Genomic DNA, 16,546 nt, shown 5'->3' with positions numbered 1-16,546 from the left:
GAGCGGGGGCCTTCGGCGTTCTCCGCCCGGGGACCCCGGCCCCGCACACCAAAAAGGGGCCCGCCGCACCAAAGAACGGTGCGGCGGGCCCCTTCGTACGGCAGCCCGTCGGGCACTTACCGCAGGCGGGCCATGAGCGCGTGCTCGACCAGGGTGATGAGCGCGCTCTTGGCGTCCGCGCGGTGGCGGGCGTCCGTGGTGATGATCGGGGTGTCCGGGCCGATCTGGAGGGCCTCACGGACCTCCTCCGGGTTGTACGGCTGGTGGCCGTCGAACCCGTTCAGCGCGATGACGAACGGCAGGCCGCTGTTCTCGAAGTAGTCGACGGCCGGGAAGCAGTCGGCGAGACGGCGCGTGTCGACCAGGACCACGGCGCCGATGGCACCGCGGACCAGGTCGTCCCACATGAACCAGAAGCGGTCCTGACCGGGCGTACCGAAGAGGTACAGGATCAGGTCCTGGTCCAGGGTGATACGGCCGAAGTCCATCGCGACAGTCGTCGTCGTCTTGTCGCCGGTGTGCGTGAGGTCGTCGATGCCCGCGGACGCAGACGTCATCACGGCCTCGGTACGCAGCGGGTTGATCTCCGAGACGGCGCCGACGAACGTGGTCTTGCCCACGCCGAAGCCACCCGCCACCACGATCTTCGCGCTGGTGGTTGAACGGGCCGCGCCGCCGCTAGAGCTTGCGAAGTCCACTGAGCACCCTTTCGAGCAGTGTCACGTCTGGCTGACCGCCGGCGGCCTCGTCGCCGCCGGGCTGGTGGATGGCGACAAGTCCGGCCTCCGCCAGGTCGGCGACGAGGATACGGGCAACGCCGAGGGGGATGGAGAGAAGTGCCGAGATCTCGGCCACCGACTTGATCTCGAAGCACAGTCGGCAGATCCGCTGGTGCTCGGGCAACTGCCCCTGCAGCCGGGCCGGATCGGCCGTCGTACTGACCAGCGCCTCGATGGCGAGCTGGTAACGCGGCCGGGTCCGGCCGCCGGTCATCGCGTACGGACGCACCAGCGGGTTGTGCCCGCCGGAACCGCCCGCACCGCGGCGCGCGGCGCTCGGCGAACCGACCGGCGCCGCCGGCTGCTGGGCCTGAGGCTGCTGGTAGGGCTGCGGTGCGCCCTGTCTGCTCGGCGCGGAGGGAAAGTTGAACCGGTTCTGCGTGGTGTCGCCGTGCGGCTGCGATCCGTCAAAACCGTTGTAAGGGCGTCCGCCCGGGGGTGTACCCACGTCTCCTCCTCCGACTGCCTCGCGGTCCATGTCCCTGTGGAGCCGCGCCACCGCACCTTACGGTGCGGTGGCGTGAAACGCACTGTCTGTCTGTTAGTTGAGAAGACTTCCCTGAAGCTCCGCCCGGAGGTCAGGAGTCAGAACGCTGCCCGCGCGGTCGACGAGCAGAGCCATCTCGTAGCCCACGAGACCGATGTCGGCCTCCGGGTGCGAGAGCACGGCCAGCGAGGAGCCGTCCGAGATCGACATGATGAAGAGGAAGCCGCGCTCCATCTCCACGACGGTCTGGTTGACCGCACCGCCCTCGAAGATCCGGGACGCGCCCGCGGTCAGCGAGGTCAGTCCGGAGGCGACGGCCGCCAGCTGGTCGGCTCGGTCCCGGGGGAAGCCCTCGGACATCGCCAGCAGGAGTCCGTCGGCGGAGACCACCACCGTGTGGGACACCCCGGGGGTGTTGTCCACGAAGTTGGTGATCAACCAGTTCAGATTCTGCGCCGCCTGGCTCATGCTCACACTAACGCTCCTGGTTGTAGGTACTGCCCGGGCCGAGGCCCGATCCGTTCGTGTCCGTTCCCGCGGTACGTCCCTGCTGGACACCGCGGCGCAGGTTGCTCAACCTGCCCCGCACGTCCTCAGGCGCGCGGGAGACCTGGGGGCCGCCCTGCGGGGTCTGCTCCGCCGTGCCCTCGACCAGATTGGCCTTCGGGACCCGCTTCGGAAGACCGGAGGAGGTGACCCCGCCCGCCTTCGGGTCGCGGAGCTTCTCGGCCCGCTGCCAGCGCTCGTCGTTCGTCGAGCGCCATTCGTCGGAACCGTCGGCTTCGTTCTGCTGCACCGGCGCCGGCTGCTGGACCGGCTGCTGGGCCGTCCGCGTCGGCAGGCCCTGCTGCGCGGGCTGCGAGCCCTGCGCGGCGGTGCTGCCACGGCGCGGCAGACCGGCGTCGGTCATCGCGTGGCCGGCGTCCCGGGTCGGGTTCTGCGTGGGACCCGGACGGTCGAAGCCTACGCGCTCGGGAGCCTGTTCGGGAGCGCCGGGAGCAGATTCCGCATCCGCACCGTACGGCTGCTCGTAGCCGCCCTGGTATGCGCCCTGATCCTGCCACTCACCCTGGTGGGACTGGGGCTCGTACGCGTTGTCGTACTGCGCCTGACCGTTGTCCTGACCCTGGTAGGCCGATTCCGCATAGCCCTGCTCGGGGTAGCCGCCGGAGGGCTGGACGTAGCCGTCGTAGCCCTGCTCCGGATAGGCGTAGCCGTCGGCTTGCGGGGCCTGCGAGCCGTAGTCGGACGCGTACTCCTGGACGTACTCCTGCTCCGGTGCGTACTCCTGGCCCTGCGGCGCGTACTCCTGCCCCTGCGCGTACTCCTGCTCGTGCCGGCCGTACGCCTCCTGCCCGGCGTCCATCTCGTCCCGGAACAGCGGACGCTCGCCGCCCTGCGCCTGAGACTCCAGGGCCGCCCGGCGCTCCTCGCGCATCAGCGAACGGTTCACCGGGTCGAGCTGGCGGTCGTCCGCCGGCTGCTCGTAGCGGGAGTCGTCGAAGCCGAGCTCGGCCGCGGTCCGCATCTGCGGCTGCACCGGCTCGAAGGCGTGCTGCTGCTGTTGCGGGATGATCTGCGAGACCGTGAAGTCGTTCTCCGGCAGCTGCTCGCCACCACCACCGTGGGTGATCGCGTCCGGCAGCATGACCAGCGAGGTCGTACCGGCCTGCTCGCCCGAGGGACGGAGCTGGACGCGGATGCCGTGCCGATCGGCCAGCCGGCCGACCACGAACAGGCCCATGCGCTGCGAGACGGCGGCGTCCACGGTCGGCGGGTTGGCCAGCTTGTGGTTGATGTCCGCGAAGTCCTCGGCGGTCAGGCCGATGCCCTTGTCGTGGATCTCGACCATCACGCGGCCGTCGGGCAGCCGGGTCGCGGTGACGCGGACCTTGGTCTGCGGGGAGGAGAACGTGGTGGCGTTCTCCAGGAGCTCGGCGAGCAGGTGCACGAGGTCGGTCACGGCCTGGCCGTGGATCTCGGCCTCCGGGACACCGGCCAGCTCGATGCGCTCGTACTGCTCCACCTCGGAGGAGGCGGCGCGCATGACGTCGACCAGCGGCACCGGCTGGTCCCAGCGGCGGCCGGGCTCCTCGCCGGCGAGGACGAGGAGGTTCTCGCCGTTGCGGCGCATACGGGTGGCCAGGTGGTCCAGCTTGAAGAGGTTCTCCAGCTGGTCCGGGTCGGCCTCGTTGTTCTCCAGGTCGGTGATGAGGGTCAGCTGGCCCTCGATCAGCGACTGGTTGCGGCGCGAGAGGTTGGTGAAGATCGCGTTGACATTGCCCCGCAGCATGGCCTGCTCGGCGGCGAGCCGGACGGCCTCGCGGTGGACCTGGTCGAAGGCGCGGGCGACCTCGCCGATCTCGTCCTGGGAGTCGATCGGGATCGGCTGGACCCGGGTGTCGACCCGGCCCGGCTCGGTACGGGAGAGCTGGTCGACGAGCATCGGCAGGCGCTGCTCGGCGATGGCGAAGGCGGCCGTGCGCAGCTCGCGCATCGAGCGGCTCATCTGGCGGGCCATCATCCCGGCCAGGATGAAGGCGGCGAGGAGCGCGACGACGACGATGCCACCGATGACGAAGGCGTCGGTCTTGGCGTCCGAGGAGATGTTCGCCGCCTCGGTCACGGCCTTGTCGACGAGCTCCTTCTCGACCGTCGTGTAGCCGTCGAACTTGCCGGTGGCAACGGCCATCCAGGTCTCGGGCGTGATGCCCTTCTGCTTCAGGTCGGCGATCGCGTCGGCGTCCTTGGCCGAACCGATCTCCTTGACCACACCGGTGAAGACGGAGCCGTCGGCGCCCTTGGGCAGCGTGAGGCCCGCCGCCTTCATCTTCTCCTCGCCGTCCTTGGCCTTCTCGCCCATGACCTGCTTCAGGCGGTCGACGTCGGCCTGGGTACCACCGGAGTTGTACTCGCCGAGGGCGATCTGCTCCAGGTAGTTGTACGAGTTGAAGGCCACGGACTGCTGGGCGAAGATCTCGTCGCTCTGGCTGGGCCGGACGAGCAGCTGGGTACCGATCGAGCGCTGGAGCGACTCGGCGGCCTTGGCGAGCTGGATCGCGTAGAGCGTCCGGCCGTAGGCGGTGACGTTCCCCGTGCCGAGCCCGAGCTCGTTGGAGAACTCCATCAGGAAGTGCTGGACGCTGGTGTACCCGAGCTGGGTGTTCACCGGGTCCAGAGCCCGGGTGTACGCGCCCAGGCGGAGCTTCTCGAGCTTGGGCTCCTCGTCCCTGAACAGCTTCAGGCGGCGCTCCAGGCCCTCGCCCTCGGGCATGTTCTTGGTGGCCTCGTCGAACGTGACCTTGGCGGCGTCGGTGGCCGCGTACGCCCGCGTCACCTCGTCGCTCTTGCGGTCCGCGGCGGACTTGGCCGTCAGCAGGGGAGCGGCGGTGAGGTCACGCTCGTTGAGCAGCGCCTGGCTGTACACCGAGGCGGCGCTCACGATGCGCGCCGTCTTCTCGGCGTTCTGCGCCTCCTGCCAGGTGTCGATCGCGCCCTTCACCTGGAAGCCGCCCATGACGAGGCCGACCAGCACGGGTATGAGGAGGATCGCGTTCAGCCTGGTCGGTACGCGCCAGTTGCGCGGGGACAGCTTGCTCTGGCTGCCCTTGCCGTTGCCGGCCTGGGGCGTCACCGGCGGCTCAGCGGGCGACGCCACCATGCGTGCCGGGGGCGTGAAGTTGCCTCGCGCCTGCTGCTCCGCGGAGCTTTCCTTGCTTCGCCTCACTCGACCAACAACCTCTCGGCGCGGCACCTACGTCGTGCCGGTGTTTCTTTCAGGGCCGTACTACTCGGGAGTTCATGAATTGCAGCACGTGAAGGCGGTCCCTTCCAAACAGCCCTGAGCACCGATTTTCGTCGCTCCAGGCCCGAGATAAAACGGGCATAAAGAACGAGCCCCGCCAAATGGCGAGGCTCATGTGAGCGCAGCGGTACCGATCGGATGCGTCGGGTGTCCGTGGGGCACTAATTCTCATTCGAAACGTTATGAACACGGGGGCGGGCCGTGTCGAAGGACACAGGCCGCCCCACAGAAGGCGTACGACAACTTCCGTACGCGTTCACCTACTTGAGTCGTGCCATCAGCGCATGCTCCACGAGCGTGATCAAAGCGCTCTTGGCGTCCGCGCGGTGACGGGCGTCGGTGGTGATGATCGGAGTGCCGGGACCGATCTGAAGAGCCTCGCGAACCTCGTCGGGGGAGTACGGCTGGTGCCCCTCGAAGCCGTTCAGCGCGATGACGAACGGCAGGCCGCTGTTCTCGAAGTAGTCGACGGCCGGGAAGCAGTCGGCCAGCCGGCGCGTGTCCACGAGCACCACGGCGCCGATCGCGCCGCGGACCAGGTCGTCCCACATGAACCAGAAGCGGTCCTGACCGGGCGTACCGAAGAGGTACAGGATCAGGTCCTGGTCCAGGGTGATACGGCCGAAGTCCATCGCCACCGTCGTGGTGGTCTTGTCGCCCGTGTGCGTCAGATCGTCGATACCGGCCGAGGCCGAGGTCATGACGGCCTCGGTACGCAGCGGGTTGATCTCCGAGACTGCGCCGACGAACGTGGTCTTGCCCACGCCGAAGCCACCCGCCACCACGATCTTCGCGCTGGTGGTTGAACGGGCCGCGCCGCCGCTAGAGCTTGCGAAGTCCACTGAGCACCCTTTCGAGCAGAGTCACGTCCGGCGTGCCGCCGGCCTCTCCGTTGCCCGGCTGGTGGATCGCCACCATGCCCGCCTCCGCCAGGTCGGCGACGAGGATCCGGGCGACGCCGAGCGGCATCGACAGCAGCGCCGAGACCTCGGCCACCGACTTGACCTCACGGCACAGGTGGCAGATCCGCTGGTGCTCGGGGAGCAGGGTCGCGAGGTGCGCCGGGTCGGCCGTGGTGCTGACCAGCGCCTCTATGGCGAGGTGGTAGCGCGGCCGGGTCCGGCCGCCGGTCATCGCGTACGGACGCACCAGCGGCTGGTCGCCTTCATGTCCGTACGACTCATCGAGTGAGGCGCCGTACGGATCGTGAGAGGCGGGGGGCGGGGTCATGAATCCTCCGGGCGTGACGGCAGGGAGTCAACTGCCGTCTGATGGGGCCGGTGGGGGGCCGGATGGGGCGGCCGGACGGTGTGTGAACCCAGGGTGGCGCGGAGGGGCGTGCCACCCTGTCGGTGCGGTCTAGTGCAGGAGGCTTCCCTGGAGCTCGGCACGGAGATCCGGGGTGAGGACGCTGCCGGCCCGGTCGACCAGCAGCGTCATCTCGTAGCCCACGAGGCCGATGTCGCACTCCGGGTGTGCGAGCACGGCCAGTGAGGAACCGTCGGAGACGGACATCAGGAAGAGGAAGCCGCGCTCCATCTCCACGACCGTCTGGGCGACAGGACCGCCCTCGAAGATCCGGGACGCGCCCGCGGTCAGCGAGGTAAGTCCGGACGCGACCGCCGCCAGCTGGTCGGCGCGGTCGCGGGGGAATCCTTCCGACATGGCCAGCAGCAGGCCGTCGGCGGAGACCACCACTGTGTGGGACACCCCGGGGGTGTTGTCCACGAAGTTGGTGATCAACCAGTTCAGATTCTGCGCCGCCTGGCTCATCGCGCTCAACTAACGCTCCTGCTGGTGGGTCGGGCCGAGGTGGATGCTACCCGTGGTCGAGTTGCCCGCCTGGCGGCCCTGTTGGATACCGCGGCGCAGATTGGTGAGCCGGCCGCGGACGTCATCGGGTGCACGCGAGACCTGAGGGCCGGCCGTGTGGGCCTGCTCCTGTGCGGTCCCGGGTACGAGGTTGGCCTTCGGGACCCGTCGCGGCAGCCCGGAGGTGGTGACACCGCCGGCGGCGGGCTTGCGGACCCGCTCGGCCTGGCGGACCAGTTCGTCGTTGGGCGAGGTCCGCCAGGAGGCGGGTCCGCCCGACTGCTGACCGCCGTCGCCGCCGCCCGGCGCGGCGGGGCGCCGCGGGGCAGGGGACACGGGCTGCTGAGGCACGGCCGGGGTCTGCGCCGTCTGATCGACCGCGCCCCGTCCGTTGTCCTGCTGGGACTGCCCCTGACCCTGGGCCTGACCGTGGAACCAGTTGGTCTCCAGCGTGTCGTACAGGGGGGTACGCGCGTCGCTCGGACCGCTCGCCGGAGGCAGGGCCTCGGGCTGGCGCGGCTGCTGCAGCTGGGGCTGCTGCGGCTGCTGCGGGAGGTTGCCGGCCGGGCGGGGCGCACCGTAGTCGCCGCCGCCGCGCTGGCGCGGAGCCGGCTGCTGCGGGGTCTGCTGCCGGTACCCCTGCGGGGCCTGGGGCTGCTGGGGCTGCTGCGGCTGACCGAAGTCCGGGCGGGGGAACTGCGCGGTGGACGCCGGGTCCTGCGGGGCCTGCGGCTGGTACGCCTGAGGAGCCTGCTGCGGCTGTCCGAAGTCCGGGCGCGGGAACTGGCCCGTGGAGCCCGGGCCCTGAGGCGCCGTGGGACGGGCGTACTGGCCCGTGGTCTCCGGCTCCTCGTGACCGCGCGGCGCGTCCAGCGGGGACATCTCCTGCTGCGGGCGGCGGACCGGCTGCGCCTGGTCGTTGCCCCAGCTGGTGGTCTGCGGACGCTGCTGCTGCGGGTTGCCCCCGGGCAGCTCGGCGCGGGGGAAGCCGTTCTGGCCCTGACGGCCGCCCTGCGGGGCCTGGTTGCCCTGGCCCTGCTGCGGCTGGGGAGCCCGGCCCTGGTTGCCCTGGCCCTGCTGCGGCTGGTTGCCCTGGCCCTGGTTGCCCCAGACATCCGTACGGGACGGAATGGCGCTCTGCGCACCGCCGAACCCACCGGCACCGAGGCCCGGACGCTGCGGCTCCTGGGAGACCTGCGGCATCTGCGAGGTCTGCTGACCCTGCGACTGGGGCTGCGGCTGCTGCGGAGCCTGGTTCTGCCCCTGACCCTGGCCCTGCGGACCGTTCGGGCGCGGCGCGCCGTCCCGGCCGGGCAGCGCGGCACGCGGGCCGCTGCCCGCACCGACCTGACCGCGGGCGGCACCCGCACCGGCACCGAGCAGGCCGGCCGACGCCGACGGCGCACCGCCGAGGCCCGGACGGCCGGCTGCGCCGGGACCACCGGCCGCACCCGGACCACCGGTCAGGCGGCCACCGGGAGCGGAGGGAGCCTGCGGCATCGCGCCCTGGCCACCCTGACCCGACTTGGGCGCGGGCTTCTTGCCGCCGTGGGCGACGTCGACGGGGAGCATGACGAGCGCGGTGGTGCCGCCGGAGTCCGACGGGCGCAGCTGGATCCGGATGCCGTGTCGCAGGGACAGGCGGCCGACCACGAACAGACCCATGCGGCGGGAGACGGAGACGTCCACGGTGGGCGGCGAGGCGAGCCGCTCGTTGATCGCGGCGAGGTCCTCGGGGGAGAGGCCGATGCCGGTGTCGTGGATCTCGACGAGGACGCGGCCGTCGGGCAGCGCGTGACCCGTGACGCGGACCTTGGTCTGCGGCGAGGAGAAGGACGTGGCGTTCTCCAGCAGCTCGGCGAGGAGGTGCACGAGGTCGTTGACCACACGTCCGGCGACCTCGGTCGCCGGGACGGCGGCCAGTTCGATGCGCTCGTACTGCTCCACCTCGGAGGCGGCGGCACGGAGCACGTCGACCAGCGGGACCGGGCGGGTCCAACGACGGCCGGGCTCTTCACCGGCGAGGACGAGGAGGTTCTCACCGTTACGCCGCATGCGGGTGGCGAGGTGGTCGAGCTTGAAGAGCGAGGACAGCTGGTCCGGGTCGGCCTCGCGGGACTCCAGCTCGGAGATGAGCGAGAGCTGACGCTGGATGAGGCCCTGGGAGCGGCGCGAGAGGTTGGTGAACATCGCGTTGACGTTGCCCCGCAGCAGGGCCTGCTCGGCGGCGAGGCGGACCGCCTCGCGGTGCACGTCGTCGAAGGCCGCGGCCACCTGGCCGATCTCGTCCCGGGAGTGCACACCGACGGACTCGACGGAGGTGTCGACGTCCTGCGGGTCGGACTCGGAGAGCTGCTTGACGAGCTCGGGCAGACGGTCCTGGGCGACCTTGGTCGCGGTGTCCTGGAGCCGGCGCAGCGAGCGGATCATGGACCGGGCCACGACGAAGGCGCCGACGAGCGAGACGCCGAGGACGAGGAGGATCAGCGCACCGTTGATGATCGCTTCGCGCTGCGACTCCGCGCGCAGCTCGCGGGCCTTGGTGTTCATCTGGCCGAGCAGGTCGGCCTCGATGCGGTTCATGGCCTGGATCTTGGTGCCGTACTCGTCCGTGAAGTTGAGGTGACCGCGGGGGGTGCGGCCGGCCATACCGGAGTCGTTGCTCAGCACCCGGTCCGCGTACTTGTCGGCGGCGTCGATGGACGGGTTGCCGGTCGTCAGCGAGCTGGTCAGCGAGTCGGCGTCGCCGCCGGCGGACTCGTAGATGGTCTGGAACTGCTTGAGCTCGACCTTCTCGCCCTGCTGGGCCGCGTAGCCGTAGAGGCGGTCGCCCTGCTCCAGCTTTCCGGCCTGGCTGTCGCTCGACGGGAGCGCGGAGGCGATGATCGCCTGCTGGACGGAGGCGTACTCCTTGGCGGACGAGAAGGCGGCGAGCGCCCGGGTCCGCTTGATCATCTCGGGGTTGCTGGTCGCCTGCGCCATGTCCTGGGAGAGGCTCAGCAGCGAGCGGATCAGGCGGCTGTACGCCTCGACCGTCACCGAGTGGGCGACGCCCTTCTTGTACGCCTCCTGGCGGATGCCGCCGATCTGGACGACCTGGGACGCGATCTGGCTGACGTTCTGGCGGATGCTCTGCAGCGCCTCGTCGCCCTCGGTGGCCGGGATGGCCGCCGTGGCGTCCATGAACGCCTTCTGGGCGCGGTCCGTCGATTTGCGGGGGTTGGAGACCTGGTAGTCGGCGGCCGGCTTGCTGTTGGCCAGGGGGCCGGCGGACAGGTCACGCTCGGCCTGGAGGGCCTTGGCGAGGTCGGTGGCCTCTTCGGTCAGCTTGGTCAGCAGCTGGAGGTGGTCCAGCTGCTCCATGTCCTGGAGCGACTCGCTGATACGGATGCCGCCGAGGCTGGTGGCGGCGACCACGGGGAGGGTCAGCAGGGCGACCAGACGGGTCGAGATGCGCCAGTTGCGCAGGGCTATTCGCGGCCCGACCTCGTTCTCGGCCTTGGGCTTCTTCACGGCCGCGGAGGTGGGCTCGGTGGCAGAGGTCGTGGCGCCGGAGCGCGCGGAACCGTCGCCGCCCTCACCCGCCGGACCCTGGCCCGGCTTCTGGGCGTGCTGGGCCGAGGAACCGCGGTCGGTCCCGGCGCGAGGCTCCTGCTCCGCGGCAGCGTTGCTGCCATCCCTCTTGAATCGTCCCTGCACTAGCGTCGCAACCTCTGGACCAGGCGCCCTTCCGCGTGAACGGAGAGGACGGTGTCGGCGTTCCGGGACGCGAATGCGCCCCTTGGTGGTCGTCGATGACCGGCGCAGTTCCCCCTTCCCCGCCGCTCACCCGGCGCTGCGTTGCGCCCCCTGCGCGCCGGTCTTGAAACCCGCGGCGGTGCGTGGAATTCCAGCACAGTGCCGGATCTCCAACAAGGGCCGCGTGTCGGGCATCGGGTGGCATGACAACCCGTGAACAGGATGTCACCCCACGTAGAAGATGATCATGGAGGAATCGGACTTATTAGTCCCAAAGGCTTACGTGGGCCGAGTGTCCCAGTCGCCATGATCAGGAGCGGAATGGAACATTCAGTGGTGCAATGTCCGTTTCCGTGCCCCTGGAATGCGTTCCGCAATGCCTGGATTGTCCGTCCCGTGGTGAGCAAACTCACACCTAGATCGTTGTCTTCCCCATGCATTCGAAGGGAATTGCACGTTTAGCCTGACGCTTTACACGACCCCCCGTTCTGTAGAGGCTCGCGAAAACATGAAGACGACGATGCTGCTCCGCTCCACGGCCAACCCCCGCCGCACCACGCTCGCCCACCTCGAGGACGCCGAGCAGCTCGGCCGGGGTGCGCAGCCGGAGCACGCGGCCGAGCTCCCCACGCAGACGGCCAACCCCCGCCGCACGGTCCTCATGACCGCCCCGGTGGCAGCGGTGCCCGCACAGTAATACGGCAGCAGCCGCCCCTCACCGCGTTAGCCTGGAGCGTCAGACTCCAGCAAGTACCAAGTGAGGGGCGACAGCACTCGTGCGCATCGCCAGATTCTCCATCGACGGCAATGTCGCCTTCGGCGCCGTCGAGGGCGAGGGAACCGTCGAGTCCGGCGGCCTGGTCCTCGACATCATCAAGGGCATCCCGTACACCGACTTCGAGCTGAGCGGCACGAAGGTTCCGCTCAGCAAGGTACGGCTCCTGCCGCCCGTGCTCCCCAACAAGGTCGTGGCCATCGGCCGCAACTACGCGGAGCACGCCGCCGAACTCGGCAATGAGGTCCCGGAGGTCCCCGTCGCCTTCTTCAAGCCGACCACCTCGGTGATCGGCCCCGGCGACGCCATCGAGTACCCCTCCTTCTCCGACGAGCTGCACCACGAGGCCGAACTGGCCGTGGTCATCGGCCGCATGTGCCGCGAGGTCCCGCGCGAGCGCGTCAAGGACGTCATCTTCGGCTACACCTGCGCCAACGACGTCACCGCCCGGGACGCCCAGCGCCGTGAGAAGCAGTGGGCCCGGGCCAAGGGCTTCGACACCAGCTGCCCGCTCGGCCCCTGGGTGGAGACCGGCCTCGACCTGGCGGCCGCCGGCGACCTGACCATCCAGGCCACCGTCAACGGCGAACAGCGCCAGCTCGGTCGCACCAGCGACATGATCCGCTCCATCGAGGACCTGGTCGTCCACATCACCGAGGCCATGACGCTGCTCCCGGGCGACGTCATCCTCACCGGCACTCCCGCCGGGGTCGGCCCCCTCAACGTCGGCGACGAGGTCGCCGTCACCATCGAAGGCATCGGCACTCTCACCAACAAGGTGATCAAGCGTGGCTAACGCGATCCGCGTACGTTTCTGTCCCTCCCCGACCGGCAACCCCCACGTGGGCCTGGTCCGTACCGCCCTCTTCAACTGGGCCTTCGCCCGGCACCACGGCGGTACGTTCGTCTTCCGCATCGAGGACACCGACGCGGCGCGCGACTCCGAGGAGTCGTACCAGCAGCTGCTCGACTCGCTGCGCTGGCTCGGCTTCACCTGGGACGAGGGCCCGGACGAGGTCGGGGGCCCGCACGCCCCCTACCGCCAGTCCCAGCGGATGGACATCTACAAGGACGTCGCCGAGAAGCTGCTCGCCGCCGGCCACGCGTACCACTGCTTCTGCACCGCCGTGGAGCTGGAGGCCCGTCGTGACGCGGCCCGCCTGGCCGGCAAGCCCTCGGGTTACGACGGCACCTGCCGCAACCTGAGCGCCGAGCGCATCGAGCGCTACCGCGCCGAGGGCCGCGAGTCGATCGTCCGCTTCAAGATGCCGGACGAGCCGATCACCTTCACCGACCTGGTCCGCGGCGAGCTCACCTTCACCCCGGACAACGTCCCGGACTACGGCATCGTGCGCGCCAACGGCGCCCCGCTGTACACCCTGGTCAACCCGGTCGACGACGCCCTGATGGAGATCACCCACGTCCTGCGCGGCGAGGACCTGCTCTCCTCCACCCCGCGCCAGATCGCGCTCTACAAGGCGCTGATCGAGCTGGGCGTCGCCAAGGAGATCCCCGCCTTCGGCCACCTGCCGTACGTGATGGGCGAGGGCAACAAGAAGCTCTCCAAGCGCGACCCGCAGGCCTCCCTCAACCTCTACCGGGAGCGCGGCTTCCTCCCCGAGGGCCTGCTGAACTACCTCTCGCTCCTGGGCTGGTCGTTCTCGGCGGACCAGGACATCTTCACCATCGAGCAGATGGTCGAGAAGTTCGACATCGCCGACGTCAACGCCAACCCGGCGCGCTTCGACCTCAAGAAGGCCGAGTCGATCAACGCCGACCACATCCGCATGCTGGACGTGAAGGCGTTCGCCGCGGCCTGCGAGCCCTGGCTGCAGGCCCCGCACGCCAACTGGGCGCCCGAGGACTTCGACCGCGCCGCCTGGGAGGCCATCGCGCCGCACGCCCAGACCCGGCTGACCGTCCTCTCGGACATCACGGCCAACGTGGACTTCCTCTTCCTGCCCGAGCCGGTCTTCGACCAGCCCTCGTGGGACAAGGCCATGAAGGGCGAGCCGGCGGCCCTCCTGACCACCGCCCGCGCCAAGCTGGACGCCGCCGACTGGAGCGACCCCGAGTCCCTCAAGAACGCGGTCCTGGCCGCCGGCGAGGAGCACGGCCTGAAGCTCGGCAAGGCCCAGGCCCCGGTCCGCGTAGCGGTCACCGGCCGCACGATCGGCCTCCCGCTCTTCGAGTCCCTGGAGATCCTGGGCAAGGACAAGACCCTGTCCCGCATCGACGCGGCCCTGGCGAAGCTCGCGGCGTAAGGACACCCGACACGCACCGGTGAGGGGCGGCGGCCATCGTGGCCGCCGCCCTTCACCGTGCGTCGCCACAGCTCGAGCGGGACGGCGTCATCGACCGATCCGTCCTGGAGTGTCAGAGGTGGGCAGTAAGCTCGCAGCGTGATTACGGGTGAGCTGAAGAGCAAGGTGGACCGCGTCTGGGACGCGTTCTGGTCGGGCGGTATTTCCAACCCCCTCGAAGTGATGGAGCAGATCACCTACCTGCTCTTCATGCGGCGGCTCGACGAGCTGCAGACGACCAAGGACAGCCTGGCCCGGCGCGGCATCGAGCCCGACACGAACCCCTTCTTCGACTCCGAGCAGCAGAACCTGCGCTGGAAGAACCTCAAGGACGACGACCCGGAGGAGATGTTCCGGACCGTCGCCGACGAGGTCTTCCCCTACCTGCGCAAGCTGGGCGGCGAGGGCTCCACGTACTCGCACCACATGAAGGACGCCCGCTTCACGATCCCGACCGCCAACCTCCTGTCCAAGGTGGTCCTCCTGCTGGAGGGCATCCCCATGCAGGACAAGGACACCAACGGTGACCTCTACGAGTACATGCTCGGAAAGATCGCCGCGGCGGGGCAGAACGGTCAGTTCCGTACGCCCCGGCACATCATCCAGCTGATGGTCGAGATGACCGAGCCCGGGCCGCGTGACGAGATCTGCGACCCGGCGTGCGGTACGGCCGGCTTCCTCGTCGGCGCCTCCGAGTACGTCCAGCGTGAGCACGAGTCCGAGCTGCTCGACGAGCGCCAGCTGCACCACTTCAACAACAGCATGTTCCACGGCTTCGACTTCGACTCCACGATGCTCCGCATCGGCTCGATGAACATGCTGATGCACGGGGTGGAGAGCCCCGACATCCGCTATCGGGACTCGCTCTCCGAAAGCGCGGGCGAGGAGACCGACCGCTACTCCCTGATCCTCGCGAACCCCCCTTTCAAGGGCAGCCTGGACTTCGAGACGACCTCGTCGGACCTCCTCAGGACGGTCAAGACGAAGAAGACGGAACTCCTCTTCCTGGCCTTGTTCCTCAAGCTCCTGAAGCCCGGTGGACGTGCCGCCGTCATCGTCCCCGACGGTGTGCTCTTCGGCTCGGGGAAGGCGCACCAGCAACTGCGTCGCATGCTGGTCGAGGACCAGAAGCTCGATGCCGTCGTGAAGCTGCCGGCCGGTGTCTTCAAGCCCTATGCCGGGGTCTCCACCGCCATCCTCTTCTTCACGAAGACCGACTCCGGCGGTACGGACTCCGTCTGGTTCTACGACGTCCAGGCGGACGGCTTCAGCCTCGACGACAAGCGGGTCCCGTTGCTCGCGGAGGATCGCCTCGGTGTCCGCGCGTCCGGCCTCACGGCAGAGGAGCATGCCAAGAACAACCTCCCGGACGTCCTGGCCCGCTGGAACCGCCGCGAGGGCGACGAACGGGGTCGGGACCGCACGGCCCAGTCCTTCACGGTCCCCAAGTCGGACATCGCCGCCCAGGGCTACGACCTGTCCCTGAACCGCTACAAGGAAATCGTCCACGAGGAGATCGTCACCCGGCCTCCACTGGACATCCTGGCGGACCTCGAGCTCCTCGACGAGGAGATCGCCAAGGGCACGGCGAAGCTGAAGGGGATGTTGTCGTGACGGTGAACTCTGTGCCACTTTCCGAGGTGGCGGAGATCAATCCGCTGCATGGACGCGGCGTGGATCCGGCTACCGTCGTGTCATTCCTCGGAATGGCGGATGTGTCAGAAGGCGGAAGCACGTCCCGTGGCAGTGACCGCGTCTACTCCGAGGTCAGTGGGGGATATACGCCGTTCCGCAACGGCGATGTCCTGGTCGCGAAGATCACGCCCTGCTTTCAGAACGGAAAGATCGCGCAGGCGGAATTGCGGCACGAGTTGGGTGCGGGCTCGACCGAGTTCCACGTGATTCGGCCGAAGAGCACGGTGGACGCCCGCTATCTCCTTCGGTTCCTGCGGCAGGAGTGGATTCGCGAAGAGGGGGAGCTTCGCATGACGGGCAGCGGCGGTCAGCGCCGCGTTCCGGAGGCGTTCCTCAGGGCCCTTTCCGTCCCGCTCCCCTCCCTCGCCGAGCAGCAGCGCATCGCTGCCGTCCTGGACCAGGTCGACGCCTTGCGAACCAAGCGCCGCCAGGCCATCACCCTCCTCGACGACCTCGCCCAGTCCGCCTTCCTCGACATGTTCGGCGACCCCATGACGGCGGGCAGATGGGGCGGCGGCACCGTCGCCGACGCCGGGGTGGTGCAGTTGGGACGGCAGCGCGCCCCCAAGTACCAGACAGGCGCCCACACGAAGCCGTATCTGCGCGTAGCCAATGTCTTCGAGGACCGGATCGATTTCCGGGACGTGCTCTCCATGGATTTCGATGAATCCGATTTCAGGAAGTACGCGCTCAGGGCCGGCGACATCCTGCTGAACGAAGGGCAGAGTACAGAGCTGGTCGGACGTCCGGCCATGTGGCGTGGCGAGTACGAGGACTACTGCTTCCAGAACACCCTCGTGCGATTTCAGGCCAGGCGGGACATCGTCCTTCCGGAATATGCCCTGGCGCTCTTCCTGAGGTACTTCCGTACGGGTGAGTTCGCCAAAATCAGCAGCAAGACGTCAAGTGTGGCCCACCTGGGGGCGGCGCGGTTCTCGAGAATGCCGTTCCCTGTTCCGCCGATGGATCTGCAGGAGAGGTTTCGGGAGCTCAACCGAGAGGTGACGCGACAACAGCACAGTCATCGCAGCCACCTCGCGCATCTCGACGAGCTGTTCACGTCCCTTGAGGCGCGCTCCTTCTCCGGAACGCTCTGGGATCACGCGGCTGCCGCGTAGGCCCTGACCGGCCGGCACGCGACGCACCACCGGA

The 16,546-nt window shown here is 69.1% G+C and carries 13 protein-coding genes; 5 read left to right on the top strand and 8 right to left on the bottom strand.

What is annotated here, in order from left to right; all coding sequences use genetic code 11:
• Nucleotides 1-116: 116 nt before the first annotated feature.
• The 8 genes from ACFV9D_RS27040 to ACFV9D_RS27005 form a co-directional block, all read right to left on the bottom strand.
• A complete protein-coding gene (locus ACFV9D_RS27040) occupies nucleotides 117-698 on the bottom strand; it encodes an ATP/GTP-binding protein (protein WP_050791473.1) in 582 nt (193 codons plus the stop codon).
• Nucleotides 679-1,227, bottom strand: a complete 549-nt coding sequence (locus tag ACFV9D_RS27035; protein ID WP_385151367.1) for a DUF742 domain-containing protein — start codon at nucleotides 1,225-1,227, stop codon at nucleotides 679-681. Before ACFV9D_RS27035 ends, ACFV9D_RS27040 begins: the two co-directional genes overlap by 20 nt.
• Before the next feature lie 93 nt (nucleotides 1,228-1,320).
• Nucleotides 1,321-1,734, bottom strand: coding sequence for a roadblock/LC7 domain-containing protein (locus ACFV9D_RS27030; protein WP_147980024.1), 414 nt, complete (start codon nucleotides 1,732-1,734; stop codon nucleotides 1,321-1,323).
• 7 nt (nucleotides 1,735-1,741) lie between these two features.
• Entirely contained in the window at nucleotides 1,742-4,993 is a 3,252-nt protein-coding gene (locus tag ACFV9D_RS27025; protein WP_385151364.1) for a nitrate- and nitrite sensing domain-containing protein, read from the bottom strand.
• 338 nt (nucleotides 4,994-5,331) lie between these two features.
• Nucleotides 5,332-5,913, bottom strand: a complete 582-nt coding sequence (locus tag ACFV9D_RS27020; RefSeq protein ID WP_385151361.1) for an ATP/GTP-binding protein — start codon at nucleotides 5,911-5,913, stop codon at nucleotides 5,332-5,334.
• Nucleotides 5,894-6,301, bottom strand: coding sequence for a DUF742 domain-containing protein (locus ACFV9D_RS27015; protein WP_385151358.1), 408 nt, complete (start codon nucleotides 6,299-6,301; stop codon nucleotides 5,894-5,896). The genes ACFV9D_RS27020 and ACFV9D_RS27015 overlap by 20 nt, the downstream gene beginning before the upstream one ends.
• A 129-nt stretch (nucleotides 6,302-6,430) precedes the next feature.
• Nucleotides 6,431-6,844 (bottom strand): roadblock/LC7 domain-containing protein, encoded by a 414-nt coding sequence (locus tag ACFV9D_RS27010; RefSeq protein WP_030325548.1) that lies wholly within the window; start codon nucleotides 6,842-6,844, stop codon nucleotides 6,431-6,433.
• Between the two features lie 9 nt (nucleotides 6,845-6,853).
• Nucleotides 6,854-10,582, bottom strand: a complete 3,729-nt coding sequence (locus tag ACFV9D_RS27005) for a nitrate- and nitrite sensing domain-containing protein (RefSeq protein ID WP_385151355.1) — start codon at nucleotides 10,580-10,582, stop codon at nucleotides 6,854-6,856.
• 547 nt (nucleotides 10,583-11,129) lie between these two features.
• On the opposite strand from ACFV9D_RS27005, the gene ACFV9D_RS27000 reads away from it, so the two are divergent.
• From ACFV9D_RS27000 to ACFV9D_RS26980, 5 genes are all read left to right on the top strand, one after another.
• Complete coding sequence (locus tag ACFV9D_RS27000) at nucleotides 11,130-11,318, top strand: hypothetical protein (RefSeq protein ID WP_385151352.1); 189 nt, start codon at nucleotides 11,130-11,132, stop codon at nucleotides 11,316-11,318.
• A 79-nt stretch (nucleotides 11,319-11,397) separates the two neighbouring features.
• A complete protein-coding gene (locus ACFV9D_RS26995; RefSeq protein WP_385151349.1) occupies nucleotides 11,398-12,192 on the top strand; it encodes a fumarylacetoacetate hydrolase family protein in 795 nt (264 codons plus the stop codon).
• On the top strand, nucleotides 12,185-13,660 hold the full coding sequence (gene gltX / locus ACFV9D_RS26990) for a glutamate--tRNA ligase (RefSeq protein ID WP_385151346.1): 1,476 nt from the start codon (nucleotides 12,185-12,187) through the stop codon (nucleotides 13,658-13,660). Before ACFV9D_RS26995 ends, gltX begins: the two co-directional genes overlap by 8 nt.
• Nucleotides 13,661-13,798: 138 nt before the next feature.
• Nucleotides 13,799-15,313: an N-6 DNA methylase gene (locus ACFV9D_RS26985; protein ID WP_385151343.1), complete on the top strand. Its 1,515-nt coding sequence runs from the start codon at nucleotides 13,799-13,801 to the stop codon at nucleotides 15,311-15,313.
• Nucleotides 15,310-16,512: a restriction endonuclease subunit S gene (locus ACFV9D_RS26980; RefSeq protein WP_385151340.1), complete on the top strand. Its 1,203-nt coding sequence runs from the start codon at nucleotides 15,310-15,312 to the stop codon at nucleotides 16,510-16,512. The genes ACFV9D_RS26985 and ACFV9D_RS26980 overlap by 4 nt, the downstream gene beginning before the upstream one ends.
• Nucleotides 16,513-16,546 lie beyond the last annotated feature (34 nt).

This window comes from Streptomyces sp. NPDC059875 (assembly GCF_042731085.1).
Classification (GTDB): Bacteria; Actinomycetota; Actinomycetes; order Streptomycetales; family Streptomycetaceae; genus Streptomyces.
The sequence above is the reverse complement of the archived record's forward strand: the minus strand, read 5'-3'. Positions and strand labels throughout refer to the sequence as shown.

Coding starts and splice junctions, on each gene's coding strand:
- ACFV9D_RS27030 (WP_147980024.1), bottom strand. CDS start 1,734: ATGAGCCAGGCGGCGCAGAATCTGAACTGGTTGATCACCAACTTCGTG.
- ACFV9D_RS27010 (WP_030325548.1), bottom strand. CDS start 6,844: ATGAGCCAGGCGGCGCAGAATCTGAACTGGTTGATCACCAACTTCGTG.
- ACFV9D_RS27000 (WP_385151352.1), top strand. CDS start 11,130: ATGAAGACGACGATGCTGCTCCGCTCCACGGCCAACCCCCGCCGCACC.
- ACFV9D_RS27015 (WP_385151358.1), bottom strand. CDS start 6,301: ATGACCCCGCCCCCCGCCTCTCACGATCCGTACGGCGCCTCACTCGAT.